At 70.7% G+C, this 13,131-nt stretch carries 12 protein-coding genes; 4 read left to right on the plus strand and 8 right to left on the minus strand.

The genetic code is table 11. The features are described 5' to 3' along the window. From Psi02_RS06115 to Psi02_RS06125, 3 genes are all read right to left on the minus strand, one after another. A partial coding sequence (locus Psi02_RS06115) for a serine/threonine-protein kinase (protein WP_203972465.1) occupies positions 1-1,417 on the minus strand: 1,417 nt, incomplete at its 3' end. Positions 1,418-1,556: 139 nt separating this feature from the next. Then, on the minus strand, positions 1,557-2,483 hold the full coding sequence (locus Psi02_RS06120; protein WP_203972466.1) for a serine/threonine-protein kinase: 927 nt from the start codon (positions 2,481-2,483) through the stop codon (positions 1,557-1,559). A 90-nt stretch (positions 2,484-2,573) separates the two neighbouring features. Then, positions 2,574-3,212: a pyridoxamine 5'-phosphate oxidase family protein gene (locus Psi02_RS06125; RefSeq protein WP_203972467.1), complete on the minus strand. Its 639-nt coding sequence runs from the start codon at positions 3,210-3,212 to the stop codon at positions 2,574-2,576. Positions 3,213-3,280: 68 nt separating this feature from the next. Between Psi02_RS06125 and pdxR the strand changes: the two genes are divergently transcribed. After that, entirely contained in the window at positions 3,281-4,693 is a 1,413-nt protein-coding gene (pdxR, locus tag Psi02_RS06130) for a MocR-like pyridoxine biosynthesis transcription factor PdxR (RefSeq protein WP_203972468.1), read from the plus strand. On the opposite strand, the gene Psi02_RS06135 is transcribed toward pdxR, so the two are convergent. The 3 genes from Psi02_RS06135 to Psi02_RS06145 form a co-directional block, all read right to left on the minus strand. Continuing rightward, positions 4,690-5,232, minus strand: a complete 543-nt coding sequence (locus tag Psi02_RS06135) for a hypothetical protein (protein WP_203972469.1) — start codon at positions 5,230-5,232, stop codon at positions 4,690-4,692. The genes pdxR and Psi02_RS06135 overlap by 4 nt on opposite strands. A gap of 244 nt (positions 5,233-5,476) precedes the next feature. Beyond that, complete coding sequence (locus Psi02_RS06140; protein WP_203972470.1) at positions 5,477-7,051, minus strand: RNA polymerase sigma factor; 1,575 nt, start codon at positions 7,049-7,051, stop codon at positions 5,477-5,479. A 228-nt stretch (positions 7,052-7,279) separates the two neighbouring features. Continuing rightward, positions 7,280-9,073: a substrate-binding domain-containing protein gene (locus Psi02_RS06145; protein WP_203972471.1), complete on the minus strand. Its 1,794-nt coding sequence runs from the start codon at positions 9,071-9,073 to the stop codon at positions 7,280-7,282. A gap of 252 nt (positions 9,074-9,325) precedes the next feature. Here Psi02_RS06145 and Psi02_RS39945 point away from each other — a divergent pair, with 252 nt between their 5' ends. After that, complete coding sequence (locus Psi02_RS39945) at positions 9,326-9,751, plus strand: hypothetical protein (RefSeq protein ID WP_239094648.1); 426 nt, start codon at positions 9,326-9,328, stop codon at positions 9,749-9,751. A gap of 119 nt (positions 9,752-9,870) precedes the next feature. Continuing rightward, a complete protein-coding gene (locus Psi02_RS06150; RefSeq protein ID WP_239094649.1) occupies positions 9,871-10,716 on the plus strand; it encodes a TrmH family RNA methyltransferase in 846 nt (281 codons plus the stop codon). A 76-nt stretch (positions 10,717-10,792) separates the two neighbouring features. Here Psi02_RS06150 and Psi02_RS06155 read toward each other — a convergent pair whose 3' ends face one another. Together Psi02_RS06155 and Psi02_RS06160 are read right to left on the minus strand one after the other, a co-directional pair. Continuing rightward, positions 10,793-11,719 carry a D-alanyl-D-alanine carboxypeptidase family protein gene (locus tag Psi02_RS06155; protein ID WP_203972473.1) on the minus strand — a complete coding sequence of 309 codons (927 nt, stop codon included), beginning with the start codon at positions 11,717-11,719 and terminating at the stop codon, positions 10,793-10,795. Between the two features lie 66 nt (positions 11,720-11,785). Continuing rightward, positions 11,786-12,283, minus strand: coding sequence for a DedA family protein (locus Psi02_RS06160; RefSeq protein ID WP_203972474.1), 498 nt, complete (start codon positions 12,281-12,283; stop codon positions 11,786-11,788). Positions 12,284-12,409: 126 nt separating this feature from the next. Between Psi02_RS06160 and Psi02_RS06165 the strand changes: the two genes are divergently transcribed. Next, entirely contained in the window at positions 12,410-12,997 is a 588-nt protein-coding gene (locus tag Psi02_RS06165) for a hypothetical protein (RefSeq protein ID WP_203972475.1), read from the plus strand. Positions 12,998-13,131: the final 134 nt, after the last annotated feature.

The following is a 13,131-nucleotide window of genomic DNA, read 5'->3' on the forward strand; positions in this document are numbered from 1 at the left end:
CCGTGCCCGGATCTGTGCCCGGATCGGCAGGGGGAACGCCGGGGTTGCCCCCCGGTGGGTTCACGGGCGGGTCACCCGGGTCGGCGGGTGGGTTACCGGGGTTGGCGGGTGGGTTCGCTGGAGGGTTGCCCGGGGGATTCGCGGGCGGGTTCGCCGGGTTCCCCGGCGGGTTGGCGGGGGGATTGCCCGGCGGGTTCGCGGGCGGATTGACGCCCGGGTTGCCGGGAGGCTGCGGCACCACTCCGGGATCGGGGCTCGGCGTCTCCTCGGGCTCGTCCGAGACCGTCTCCTCAGGCGTGACTGGTTCGTCGGTGGTCTCGGTGCCGGCTCCGGGCGCCGCGGGCGACTCGGCCGCCGTGCCCGCCTGGAGCTTCGTCCCGTTGGTGATGGAACCGACCAGCAGCGCGCCACCTGTGGCGACCACCACCGCGCCCGCCAGTGACAGGCCGACCTTCATGCCCGTCTTGCTCAGCAGGCTCTTGCCCCTGCCCAGCCTGGTCTCGGCGAGTGACGTGCCGACCTCGGGCGCCTCCTCGGTCAGCGGGAAGAACGGAAGCAGCAGCCCGGCGAGGACGGCCAGGCGCCGCCGGCCCTTCTCCTCCCATTCCGGGCCGTACGCGTCGTGCGCGACGAACTCGAGCTCGTTGACGAACGCCTCGGCGTTCTGGGGCCGGTCGGCCGCGTGTTTGGCCATGCCGCGCTCGATGAGGCCGCGCAGCGGGGCCGGCACCTCCTCCACCGGGGGAGGCGTGATCCGGTGCTGACGGGCGAGGGCGGCCATGTTCTGCGCCCGGAAGGGGCGGGTGCCGGTGAGGCACTCGAAGAAGACGACGGTGGCGGCGTAGACGTCCGTCGCCGGGCTCGCCGGCGCGCCCGACCACTGCTCGGGCGCCATGTACGGAGGCGTGCCGCTCGTGGTCGTGCCCTCACCGGCACGTGCGGCGATGCCGAAGTCGACCAGCTTGCTCGTGCCGTCGGTCTCGATCATGATGTTCTCGGGCTTGTAGTCCCGGTGGACCATGTCGGCGGCGTGCACGGCGGCCAGCCCGAACAGGGAGCCCTTCAGTACGGCCAGCGCCGCCTCCGGGCCGGTGGGGCCCTCCGAGCGCAGCATGACGCGCAGCGAGACGCCGTCGATCAGCTCCATGACGATGGCGGCGCCCTGCGGCGTCTCCAGGTATTCGTAGAAGCGGGCGGCGTGCGGACTGGGCGGCATCGTCGCGAGCAGGCGCGCCTCGTGCCGGAATCTCGCGACGAAGTCGAGGTCGGTCAGGAGTGCGTCCGACAGGTACTTGATCGCTACTAGGATGTCGTTGGCATCGTGTCGTGCGAGCACGACCCTTCCGGTGGCCCCAGTGCCGAGTTCTCGAATCTCGGTGTAGCCGGGGACGAACCAGGTGCCCGTGTGGCCGTACATACGGTCTCCTCATCGCCCGGGCCCCCGCCGGAACCGAGCTTAATGACGGCCGTCGTCGGTGGTACGAAAAGTCACGAAACAGTCGTGGGTGGCTGTCAAATAGTCTGAACGTTGTGTAACCGACTAATCACACAACTGGTCAGTCGGTGCGCGAATGCCGTGCGGGCGCCTTTCCGGAGCGGTTCCGCCTGACGGCCGCCGCCATGGCGCGCAGAATCCCGGGCGGCCGGTCGAGGGGCGGCCGGTTGAGCGGGAAGGTGGGGGCCAGTGGCGCGGCCAGGTCGGCCACCGCGCGCCTGCCCCGCTGCTCCCATGCCGCGCCGCACGCCGCGGACGCGATCTCGTCCAGCTCCGCGACGAACATCGCGGCGCTCGGGGGGCGCAGCTCGGGATCCCCGGCCAGCCCCCGCTCGACCAGATCGCGCAGCGGTACCGGGACCTGCCTGGACGCCGCGTGCGAACGCCGTCCGCCGGGGAGGCGGCCGGTGAGGCATTCGCGGAGCACGGCGGTCGCGGCGTACATGTCGGAGGCGGCCGACGCCGGCTGTCCTGCCCGCACCTCGGGAGCGAGATAGGCGGGCGTCCCGGTGCGTACGGCCAGGCCGAAGCCGACGAGCTTGCTCGCTCCGTCGCCCTGGACGAGCACGTGCTCGGGCTTGTGGTCGCCATGGACGACGCCCGCCTCGTGGGCCGCCGCTAGGCCGAGCAGCGAGTCCTTGAACAGCACGAGGGCGGCCCGCGGCGCGATCGGGGACTCCTCGCGGAGCACCGCCCGCAGCGAGGCCCCGTTGACCGGCTCCATGACGACCGCCGCGCCGCGCGGCCCGTCGGCGTACTCGTGCACCCGGGCCACGTGGGGGTCGTCGAGATCCGCCAGGAGCCGGAAGTCCGCGCGGAACCGTTCGGCGAAGCCGGGCTCCGTCCGCGTCTCCTCCGGCAGGTACCGGATGGCGACGTGGGAGCCCGACGTCTCCTCGACGGCCAGGACGACGCGGCCGTCATCCCCCGATCCGAGCGCGCGCACCTCGGCGTATCCGGGTACCCGCCACTCGCCGGGGACGGTCATGCGCACTCCTGCGGTGAGCGGGGCCGCCCATCGGGAGGCCCATCCGATCGAACGGGACGCCCAAAGTGTGACGAATTAGGGGGATCCCCGCTATCCCCTCTTCCGGATATGCCGCGGAACAGTCACGCCGGGAGTCAGGCGGGGGTCGGGCAGCGGCTCGCCCCAGGACACGTTCAGCGGCAGCACGCCCGCCCATACCGGCAGGTCGTAATCCTCCTCGTCGTCCTTCGGCGGGCCCTGCCGCACCTTCACGGAGGCCTCCTTCAGAGACAGGGCGAGGACGGCGGTCGCCGCGAGTTCCTTCCTGGTGGGAAGGCGGACGACGTCCCACTGGCCGGGAGCGAGTTGCTCGGTGACGGCGCGCAGGCCGTCGAGATGCTCGTCCGGGTCGTCCACGCGGCGGGCCCGGCCGTAGATCATCGCGGAGCGGTAGTTCACCGAATGGTGGAAGGCCGAACGGGCCAGCACGATGCCGTCGAGATGGGTGACGGTGACGCACACCGGCTCGGTGGTCCCCGCCCTGAGCGACGAGGCGCCGGTCGAGCCGTGCAGGTAGAGCGTGTCGCCGATCCGCCCGTAGCCGGTCGGGATCACCATCGGCGCCCCGTCGACGATCACACCGAGATGGCAGATCAACCCGGCGTCGAGCACGGCGTACAGGTCGGTGCGGTCGGTCCGGGCACGTTCCTTGCCCCGGTTCAGGGTCGTACGGGCGGTGGTGGAGAGCATGCCCGTTAAGTTAGATGAAAGTGGACTGGTGAAACACGTCCACTTCAGGCGACTTATGGGAGACCACTTTGCGCACCGACATCGACCTTCCACTGGTCGTGGACCGGACGACACCGGTGCCGCTCGTCGTGCAGATCGGCGATCAGTTGCGGGAGGCGATGCGGAGCGGGGCGCTGAAGGCGGGGGAGCGGCTGCCGTCGAGCCGCGCGCTCGCCGGCCTGCTCGGCGTGAGCCGCACCGTGGTCACCGACGCCTTCCAGCAGCTCTACGCGGAGGGCTGGCTCGACGGGCGACACGGGTCGGGCACCTACGTGGCCGCTTCCGGGGACGGCGCGGCCACGGGACGAGAAGCCGCGGTGCAGGGGTGGACCAGGAGAGAGCACGCGCCGACGGAGGACGATCCGGTCGCGCGTGAACCCGTGCCCGATCGCGATGCGGCGGGGGTCGTCGATCTGCGGCCGGGGCGGCCGTGGGTCTTCGGATACGACCCGGCGGCGTGGCGGCGCGCCTGGCGCAGCGCGGGAGAGATCGCGCCCGCCGACAGGCCCGACCCCTACGGCCACGCCGAGCTGCGCGAACTGCTGGCCGAGCACCTCCGGCGGGCGCGAGCCGTGCCCACGGGCCCCCGGAACGTCATGGTCACCAGGGGGACGGGCAACGGGCTCGACCTCATCGCGGCCACGCTCGTCCGGCCGGGCGCCAGGGCGGGCGTGGAGGAGCCCGGTTACCGGGTCGCCCGCAACGTGTTCGCCGCGAGGGGGGCGGAGATCGTGCCGTGCCCGGTCGACGGTCAGGGGGTGGTCGTCGAGGCGCTGCCCGACGATCTGGAGGTGCTCTACACGACGCCCGCGCACCAGTATCCGGTGGGCGGCAGGCTGTCCATCCCGCGCAGGGAGCGGTTGCTCGCATGGGCCCGCCGTACGGGGGCGATCGTCGTCGAGGACGACTACGACGCCGAGTTCCGCTACGACGTCGCCCCGTTGCCCGCGCTCCACGGCATGGACCCCGAGCGCGTCGTGCTCCTCGGGACGCTCTCGAAGTCGCTCAGTCCCGACGTCGGGCTCGGCTGGCTGGTCGCGTCCGAAGCGCTGCTGGCCGCCGTCGCCCGCCGCAGGGACGAGTTGGGCGACAGGACGCCCGGGCCCGTGCAGAAGGCCGTCGCGACCCTGCTGGAGCGGGGCGACCTCGACAGGCACCTGCGCAGGATGCGGCTCGAGTACGCCCGGCGCCGCGCGGCCATCGTCGAGGCGCTCGGCCCGCTCGTGCAGGGGGACACCGCGGGCCTGCACGTGATGATCGAGCTGCCGGAGCCGGTCGTGCCCGACCTCGTCAAGAGGGCGGAGGACCGCGGCGTCCTCCTGGACACGACCGAACGGCATCACCACGGGCCGCCGCGGGTCCACGGCCTCGTTCTCGGGTACGGCTACGCGTCCCTCGCCGACGTGAAGCGCGGCTGTGCCGTGATCAGAGACCTGCTCTAGATCACGCGCTCCAGCACCCGGAAATCCTCGCGTGGGCGGGGAACCGAGAAATCGGGAGACTCGTCCCCGATGATCCGGGAGATGTCGATCGAGCCCGGGTCTCCCTCACTCGTCCCCGGCACCTGGGAGTGGCCGAAGTGTCCGCCACGCGCCCAGATACGGCCGCTGCGGGCACTCACGAGTGACTGCGGGAACGCCTGGGGCGGGCCCGCGGGCCAGCGACGGGGGATGTCCCACGAGTCGAGCCACGTCAGGATCTCATCGAGACCGTCCAGTTTCGTGTCGGTGAACGGCTCGTGCGCCGAGCCGATCACCCGGATCTGCACGCAGACCCGTCCGTTGCGTCCACGGTCGCCCGCCAGTCCACAGGCCGCCCTCGTGATCGGCAGGAGTTGCGCCGTCTCTCCTGTCACCGGGTTCCACACCAGGTGAGGGGGCCGTTTGAGCTGGATTAGCCGCTGGGCGACCGACCGTGCGGAGACCCCGTGAGGGTCGGCGGGCCAGATGAACCAGACAGCCCGGGGAGCTCCGCCGATCATCGGTCCGGAGTCCTCGGAGGAGGGATTCAGGCTGGCGCCAGGAAGCCATGCTTGGGCCACAATGCCCCCTAAGATCCTCGGTCGCGTGTTTCCTCCCCTTTCGCGCTCCGGCTGACACCTCGTGAATCGTGATTGTTACCGGCGGGGAGCCTTTGGCCGGATCCGGCCAAAGGCTGGCGTTATCCCTGGTGGTGATGGGTTTTGTGAGGCTTCAGATGAGTGCCGCAGGGGGGCGGGGACGGGGTCAGAGGACGGAGGGATCGGGGGACGGGCTTGCCGGTGGTTCGGGCGGGGGACTGCCGCCCGTCCCGCTCCAGGAGACGCGGCAGGTGGGGTTGCCCGCAGCCGAGTGGAAGGCGACGATCCCGCTGCCCGCCGAACCGGGGTCGATGATCGTCAGTGCGACCCGGCCTGAGGCATCCGCCTTGAGCCGGCCCTGTCCCGGGGCGATGGCCACACCCAGGGGCGGAGTCGCCGACCAGTCGACGGCCGCGTTGCGGGCGGCCAGGGTGATCGTGCCGCCCGTGGCAGCGCCGAGATCGCCCGGGCAGCCCACCTCCAGAACGGGAGGGGGAGGCCGCCGCGTCGGGGATCGGGTGGGAGCCGGGGTCGTCCGTGCTGCGGGAGGCCGCGGCGGAGTGGTCACACGCGCCCGCGGAGAGGCGGGCGGCGTGGGCGGCGTGGGCGGCGGGGACGTGGGGGCGGGGCTGGTCTCCTCCGGTTCGGCCGTCTCGAGCGGATCGACTTCCGGGGTCGGGACGGGCGCGTCGGGCGGTGCCGGTGCCGGTGCCGGGTTCATCGCCTCCAGACGGCGCTCGGGAGCCTGGCCGTAGATCAGGGTCGCGGCGCCGGCCGTGCCGAACACGAAGACCGCGGGCAGCAGGATGAAGGTCGTCCGGCTGCTGCGCCGGTCACGCGAGCCCCGTCGCCGGCGGCTCCGCCTCCTGCCGGACGGCCCCGCGGGCGCGATGGGGAACCCCCTCTTGTCGAAGCGGTTCCCCTGCTCGAGGATCGCCGCTCTGGCCGCCTCACACTCGGGGGAGACGCACGTGTCGATCACGTGACGGCGCAGCGACAGGGGCGGGAACGCGATGGGCATCGTGGTCAGCAGGGGATCGGCTGACACGTGCCGCTCGCGGCCCTCCACACAGACCTTGCAGCCGCTGATGTGCCGGCTCAGCCGCTTGCGGAGCGCCGTGCTCAGCGGCCCGTCCTGCCAGGAGGCCCCCACGCCGGAGTCGACGAGCGCGGACAGGTCGGGGCAGTGGGCCCGCCCGGTACGGGCGAGCACGATGGCCGCGGCGGAGTTCTCCACGTGGCCGCGCGCTTTGGAGAGGTGTCCCGCCGCCTGCCGGGAGGTGACGCCGAGCACCGCTCCGATCTCCGCGGTGGACAGCCCGTGCCGTACGGACAGGTCGAGGGCCTGGCGCTCGTGCCCTCCGAGTTCGCCGAGCGCCTCGTGGACGACGGCCGCGAGTTGCGGGTCGGCCGGCTCGTCCAGGGTGGCGGGCGGGGCCATGCCGTGCGGCGGCGTCCTGCCGCCGGTGCGGGCCGCGCTCCGCGTGCGGGCCAGCGCGTACAGCCAGGCCCGCAGCCGGGCCGGTTCGGTCAGCCGGTCCACGCATTCGTGGGCGATCACCAGGCTGTCGTGTACGGCTTCCGCGGCGAGATCCTGATCGTGGAGTAGGGAATGGGCGTAGTCGTTGAGTCGGTCGGCGTACGCGTCATAGAGACTGGCGGGCGCGTGCGCGTCCCCGCGCCGGAGCGCCTCCAGCAGTCGATGATCGTCGGTACGGCCGACGTCCGGCCATCCGGGCAACAGATTTTCCTCCCCGCGTGACGGAAACCAGATTCGAGCCAGTCCCCACACGAGAAAGACGCCGCCGGAGCGGCCCTCGTTTACTGATCCGTAAGTCATGCCCAGCGGGCATGACCTGCGAAAACTGTGTTCAGAGCGAGCCTTGCGGCAAAAGTGAACGCCGGGTCCCAATGGGGCCCGGCGTTCAGGGAGGGAGCCGCCTGCGCGCTCCCTCTGAGCTCCTCCGCGCTACTTCCCGGTGTCTCCGCAGTTCGGCGCGCAGAGGCGGCGGGCGATGCCCTTCAGGAAGATGTTGCGGATCTCGAGGACCGTCTGCGGGAAGTACGCCGTTCCGCCGGTGGCCTTCGCGATCGAGTTCATCTGCTTGCGGTTCTCGTCCTTCGTGGTGTTGAACGAGATGATCAGGATGCTGACCGGCTTCTTCGGGTCGTAAGCCTGCTTGAGCTTCTGCAGGATCTCGGGGTTGGAGATGCCGCCGTTCGGGTCGTCGTTCCCGACGCCGTCGGTGAACAGGATGATCGTGTTGACCTTGTCCGGCTCGTAGTCCTTCGACATCTTCTGGTAGGCCGCCCAGAGGGTGTCGTTGAGGCCGGTGTTGCCGGTCGGGATCGCCTTGGACGCCTGGAGGGCCTGCTCGATGAGGGTGCGCCGGGTGACCCCGTTGCTCTGCTGGGCGAGCGGGCCGATCGGCACGATCTGCTTCCAGTCGACGCCCTTGCCGCGGAGGTTGTCGGAGAAGGCCCAGATGCCGAGCTCGGCCTTGTCGGGGAAGAGCTTCAGCCCCTCGATTCCGACGCCCGAGATGGCCTGCATGCGGGTGGTGCCGGACTTGTCGGCCGGCAGGGCCATGGTGCCCGAGATGTCGATCAGAGCGAGGATCTTGGTCCCCAGCTTGATCTGCTGCCACGCCTGGGCGAGCTGCGTGATGGTCGCGGCGTTGGGAAGGGGCAGTTCCGCCGGCTTCTTCGCGTTCACGCCGTGCTCGGCCGTGAGCAGGTCGCCGCCCTTGCCGTCCGGCGTGCGGAAGCCGAACTCCTGCACGGTCTGGCGGCCCTTCGCGGAGGTGACCTGCGCGGAGAAGGCCTCGGCGGCCTTGCGCAGCCCGGCGTCCTTGGTCGTGATGATGATCGGGTAGTCCAGGCTGACCGTGCCCTCCGCCGGGTAGAGCGCGACGGCGGGGTTGCTCGGGGTCTTGTTGGTGTTGAACGCCCAGACCGCCTGCTCGGAGGCGATGCCGACGGGAGTGCGGGCCGCCGTCTTCGTCAGCGTGGCGAACATGCTGTCGGACGACGGCACCGTGGACTCCGACAACTGCCGGAGCACGCCGACGAGGACGTCCTCGCTGCCGCCCGCGCTCTTCAGCACGTTCGCGCCGGCGAGCAGCGCGCCGAGGCCCGCCGCGTTCTGCGTCGGGTCGAGCGCGAGCACGCGGACCTTCTTGGCGAGGCCGTCCGGGTTCGCGGCGTTGGCCGCGCTCAGCAGGCCCGTCCAGCTCGCCGGACTGAAGGCCGACTTGAGCTTCGAGGCCCCGGCCTTCGACGCCGTCAGCACGACGGGGGAGTCCGCGGCGCTGCCGGACGGCTTCACCGCGGGGCCGCCCGACTTGGCGAGCCCGGCGAGCCACAGGCTGGAGTCGGGGATCCACACGGCGGGGTTCAGCTTGGCGCTGGTCGGGCCGGTGCCCGACATCGCGTTGGCGACGTCGGCCGAACTCGCCGCCGTGACGGTGACGGCCACACATTGCCCGTCGACCGACGGAGGGGAGGTCTTCGCGATCTTCTCGACCGCCGGCTGGATGTCGGGGGACGCCACGACCGACAGGGCGATCTTGTCCCCGCCGCTGGTGCAGCCGGGACTCTTGTTCAGGAGTACGTACGCGGCCACGCCGCAGAGGACGGCCAACGCGACCGCGCCTGCCAGGGGGACGAACACCCTGCCCCGGCTGGCACGCCGGCGTGGTGGCGGATCGTTGTACGCGTCGAAGCCGCCATCGAGTTCGTCATTGCGGTGACGTCCGCCCATGGTGCCCTCTTTGGAGTCGATTGGCTCCCGACGGTACGCGTCTCTGCGGCACCATTTAGGGAGATTCACCTGAATGCTTACGGAACGATACTGGTTAGGCCAAGTCTGGCAAAACGCCGGTCTTGGTGCAGTGATTACGAAAAGTCATGGTAAAGACTCATCATGTAAACTAACTTGCGATACATCTTGACTGGGGGCAAACGCGATGTATCGTGAGGCGCAGAGGGCTAGGGGGCGCAGGTGGCGGCGGTCATGGACGGCGAGGTCGGCGAAACGGTGAGCGCGGCGACCCTCACGTCGTCCCGTGAGTGGCCCGGAGACCTCGTTCTCATCGAGTTCGCCGAACCGGGTTGCCCGGCCGAAGTCAGGCGGCGGTTGCGCGAGCTCACCTGCCTGCGGGGGATCGTGATGACGGGCCGGATCGGCCGGGCGTGGACCGATCCCGGCGGTGGGCCGGCCCTGGCGCGGGCGTTCCGCTCTCTCGGGTTCGACCTCGCGGTCGTCACCCTCCAGTGGCGGCGGGACCGGCCGTTCCAGGCCGTCCGGCCCTCATGTACGGCCACCGCGGACAGCCCGGCCACGATCGCGTGCTCGGCCGCCACCGGCAACGGCATCCTGACCAAGATGATCGTCGTGACGGCGGACCCCGGCACGCCGGGCGCGGCCCGGCAGTCCTGATCCACCCTGATCCGTGTGCCGCGGGCGGCAGAGGGCACGGCCTGTGCGGGCGGAAGCCGGCCGTCGGGGGATCGCCCGCGGATGGCGGCGACGTGTCGCGCACGCCGTACCCTTGGCGCGTGGTCATCCCGGTCGAAGACGCCGCCGATCCCCGTCTGGCGGACTACACGCGGCTACGCGACGTCGACCTGCGCAAGAGCCTTGAAGGTGCGCGGGGGCTGTTCCTCGCCGAGGGGGAGAAGGTCATCAGGCGGGCGGTGGCCGCCGGGCATCCGGTGCGCTCGGTGCTGACCACCGCCAAGTGGCTCGGCCACCTCGCGGACGTGATCGAAGGCGTCACCGTCTACCTGGTCTCCGACGAGGTCATGGAGGGCGTCACCGGCTTCCAGGTCCATCGCGGAGCGCTCGCGTCGATGGAACGCCTCACCCCGCCGTCGGTCGCCGATGTCATCTCCGGCCGTGCACTCGCCGGAGGGACGGAGCCGGAGGGCCGGGGGAGGACGCCCCGCCGGATCGTTGTGCTGGAGGACCTGGTCGACCATGGGAACGTCGGAGCCATCTTCCGCTGCGCCGCGGCCCTGGGCGTCGACGCCGTGGTCCTGTCGCCCCGCTGCGCCGACCCTCTCTACCGGAGGTCGGTGAAGGTGTCGATGGGCGCGGTGTTCGCCGTTCCGTACGCCCGGATGGCCGACTGGCACGACGGGCTCGCCGAGATCCGCGCGGAGGGGTTCCAACTGCTGGCTCTGACGCCCGACCGGGCGGCCGTGCCGATGGACGACGTGCCGCTCGGCGACCGCGTCGCCCTCATGCTCGGCTCGGAGGGCGACGGCCTGTCCTCTCACTGGCTGCACGAGGCCGACCACCCCGTCCGCATCCCGATGAGCGAGACGGCGATGGACCTCGGGGTCGACTCGCTGAACGTCGTGGCCGCCGCCGCCATCGCCTGTCACAGCCTGGTGCGCTGACGTACGAACAGCCTGGTGCGCTGACTGCCCGGGAACGTTCCGCGTTCCCGGGCAGTCGCCGTAGAGGTCTGCGGGCCTATGCCTTCTTGGCCGCCGCCACCTGCGCGCCGGCCCATTGGAGGAGCTTGCGGGCGGAGGTGAAGCGGGCCGCGTCGGACTTGTCGCCCAGGACGGCGCCGACGATCGTGTGACCACTCTTCACCTGCGCGAACGTGAGGCAGTAGCCGGCCTTCGCCGTGTAGCCGGTCTTCAGGCCGATCGCGCCCTCGCTGAGCAGCTTGTTCGTGTTGGTCCACGTGTGCTTGCGGTGGACCTTCGTCGCCGGAGTCGTGTACTTCTTGACCTTGATGATCGTCGACAGGGTCGGCGTCTTCAGAATGGTCTGCGCCAGCTTCGTCTGGTCGCGCGCCGTCGAGTACGACTTGGTCGAGGTGAGGCCGTCCGCGTTGGCGTAGCGGGTGTCCTTCAGCCCGAGCGCCTTGGCGGCGTCGTTCATCCTGGCGACGAACTTGGTCTTACCCGGGCCGTACTTCACGGCCAGCGCGTTCGCCGCGTCGGCAGCGGAGGGGAGCATCAGGGCGTAGAGCAGATCCCGGACGTACAGCCGCTCACCCGCCTTGAAGCCGCCTCCGGTCGCGCCGTGGGACGAGGCCCACTGGATGTCGGCCTTGCTGATCGTGACGATGTCGTTCAGCTTGGCCCGCTTCAGCACGACGTAGGCGGTCATGAGCTTGGTCACGCTGGCGATCTGCACGCGGGTGGCCGATGACTTGGACACCAGGGCCTTGCCGGTGGTCGCGTCGATCACGTACGCCCGGAGGGCGGTGATCGACGGAGGCGCCGCGACCGCAGCTGCCTTTGTGGGAACCGCCGTCGCGGGGATGGCTACGGATACGGTCGCCGCGGTGGTGCTCACGGGCACGGTCGCCGCGGCCGCGGCCGTGCCCACCGATCCTGTGGCAAGAATGGCGGCTGTCAACGCGCCGATGATTCTTATACGCATCCGCACATGATCGCATGATTGGCAATCTTGAAAGGTTGCTATTTAAAGGCGCTATGGAGTGAATCGTCAGGATGCCGTCGTCATGTTTCTGCGCCGTCTCCATGCGAGAAAGGCCGCCGCGGCTGCGGCGAGGACCCCGAGCAGCCCGACGGCGAGGACCGGCGACGCGGCGACCAGTCGCACCCAGGTCCAGATGAGCGAGTAGAGCCCGAACGTCGTCACGGGCACCCACGTCAGGCAGCCGAGCGCGCTGGCGACCAGGTACCACCGGTAGTCGACGCGCAGTGCTCCCGCGACCCAGGGCAGCGTGTGCCGCAGGCCGGGGATCCAGAAGCAGCCGTAGACGGCGAGCGCGCCCCACCTGCGCACGATTCCCTCGACCCGGGCGATCCGCTGCTGCCCGATCTTCCTGCCCATGCGTGACCGGTAGAGGGCCTCACCGAGTCTGTGGCCGATCCAGTAATAGGCCTGGAACGCGCCGAACAGGGCGGCCGCGCCGATCGCGACGACGAGCCACAGGGGCAGGCCGAGTATCGAGGCCCCCAGGGGGTCGGGGATCCGCACCGGCCACCACCGCCCTTTCTGAGGTCAGGCTTACCTTACCGCCGGGTTCGGTCGCCCCTGCAAGCCGCCGTCAAGCGCCGGTCAACCGTTCGGCCTGAATGTGGGGGTGGAAGGAAGGGGAGGCCGATGAGTCCGCGAAGCAGTGTGATGCCGATCGTGGCGAGCGGCACCGTGAACATGGCGAAGCTGCTGATCGCCACCATGGCGGTGGCCGGCGCGTACGTGGGGGCGCAGGCGTCCCAGACCGAGCCCGGCGGTGTCCCGGCGATCTCGTCCACGGTGCCCTCGGCGCCCGCGAGGTCCACCGGGTCCACCGCCGCGGCGTCGGCGGCGTCCACGACAGGGGCCTTCGCGGACCGGCCCACCCGAGTGATGACCCTGACCACCCGCGCCGATGAGACGGACGCGGCCCCCAGGCCCGGCACGGTGGAGGTGACCATGACGCCCGGAGGCGCGGGATGCGAGCGGACCTACCGGGTGCGGACGGTGATCGGCTCCCCCGGCGCGGACACCTCGTACGGCTGGCAGGTCCAGCGCTGGAACTCCGCGACAGGTGAGTGGCAGCCCTACTTCGCCAGCAGGAGCGGTTTCACGGGCGGCCCGCGGGCCGTCGAGTGGCGGCCGAGGATCTCTGGCAACCCCGGTCGCTACCGCGTGCGGCTCGACGTCGCCTCCCGCTCATACGAGAGTGCGACGTTCCAGATCACCTGCTGACCATGTGACCTCGGCCCTTTTGGGTGGTGATCATGCACAGGTTCTGCGAAGGGCCCATCCACAAGCCCAAACCCCCGCCGTGATCATGCACAGGTTCGGCGAAAGGCCCTTGACCTGCGGATCCCGAGTTCGTG

The sequence above is a fragment of the Planotetraspora silvatica genome (genome assembly GCF_016863315.1).
GTDB classification, from domain to species: Bacteria; Actinomycetota; Actinomycetes; order Streptosporangiales; family Streptosporangiaceae; genus Planotetraspora; species Planotetraspora silvatica.